Source organism: uncultured Campylobacter sp., from assembly GCF_937997465.1.
Lineage (GTDB): Bacteria > Campylobacterota > Campylobacteria > Campylobacterales > Campylobacteraceae > Campylobacter_A.
Window position 1 is genome coordinate 1 of record NZ_CALKTQ010000309.1, and the last position, 1,019, is coordinate 1,019.

The window sequence follows — 1,019 nt, forward strand, 5'->3', positions numbered from 1 at the left end:
TACAATATTAAAAATATGATTTTATAAGCTGATATAATAATAAGGAGTCCGACATGATCAATGATTTTAGTAAATTTTATACCTTTATGGAGATAGTGAAAGAAAGAAGCTTCTCAAAAGCCTCAAGGGCTCTAGGTATCTCGCAGCCCGCAGTTACTTTGCAGATGAAAAAGCTCGAGGAGATGCTGCAAACCACGCTAATAATGCGTAAGAAAAACGGCATCGTCCTAACTCACGAGGGCGAGAAATTTTATAAACTCTGTACTCAGTTTGAAAGCGCTATGTTTCGCTTTAAAGACGAGCTGGCGCACATAAAAACCGATAAAGTACCGCTAGTAATCGCAACCACCCAGCTCATCGCCGAGGCGGTCATCTCGATACTGCTGGATAAAATCTCGCAAAGCGTAGGCAGCGAGCTAGACATCAGGATAAAGGAGCAAAACGAGCTCATAAACTACCTAAAAGACCGCCGCAGCGACATCGCCATCATCCTGGAGCAGTCGCTTGATAGCAGCTTGCTCGTTAAAAAGCTATTTGACTACGAGCTGATTTTAGTTTCTAATAAAAAAATCGCCGAAAGCGTGAAGCCTGAAGAGCTTATTAAGTTTAAATTTATCAAAGATAGGACGCGAACTTATCTCGATGATATTTTGCATAAGCACGGCGTGGACGCGCATGCGCTTGACGTGGCGTATTCGCTAGACGGTTCGATAATGGTCTGTCGCGCGCTCGCGTCAAACCATGCCGATACGTACGTGGCGTTTTTACCGAGATTTTTGATCGAAAACGAGCTAAAAAACGGCAGGCTGTTTGAGATAAACATCTCTAAATTTAAGCTCACTCGCTCGGTTTATGCCGCTGCGTTAAAAGAAAACGAGGAAGCGCTGCAAAAATTTCTAAAGATCAAGACGAGCTTTAATTTTTAATCCGCTTTAGCGTACGCGCCAAATTTTGATTAAATTTAGCCTTTTTCGGCGCGTAAATTTAAATACTCTTGCGAAAATTTGGCGCAAAATATC

1 protein-coding gene is annotated in these 1,019 nt (G+C 42.2%); it reads left to right on the forward strand.

The features are described 5' to 3' along the window. The first annotated feature begins 53 nt into the window (after positions 1-53). Positions 54-926: a LysR family transcriptional regulator gene (locus tag Q0546_RS10530; protein ID WP_298792850.1), complete on the forward strand. Its 873-nt coding sequence runs from the start codon at positions 54-56 to the stop codon at positions 924-926. Positions 927-1,019: the final 93 nt, after the last annotated feature.

What these genes read in the sequence shown, in the direction of transcription:
- Q0546_RS10530 (WP_298792850.1), top strand. Translation starts at nt 54, where the DNA reads ATGATCAATGATTTTAGTAAATTTTATACCTTTATGGAGATAGTGAAA.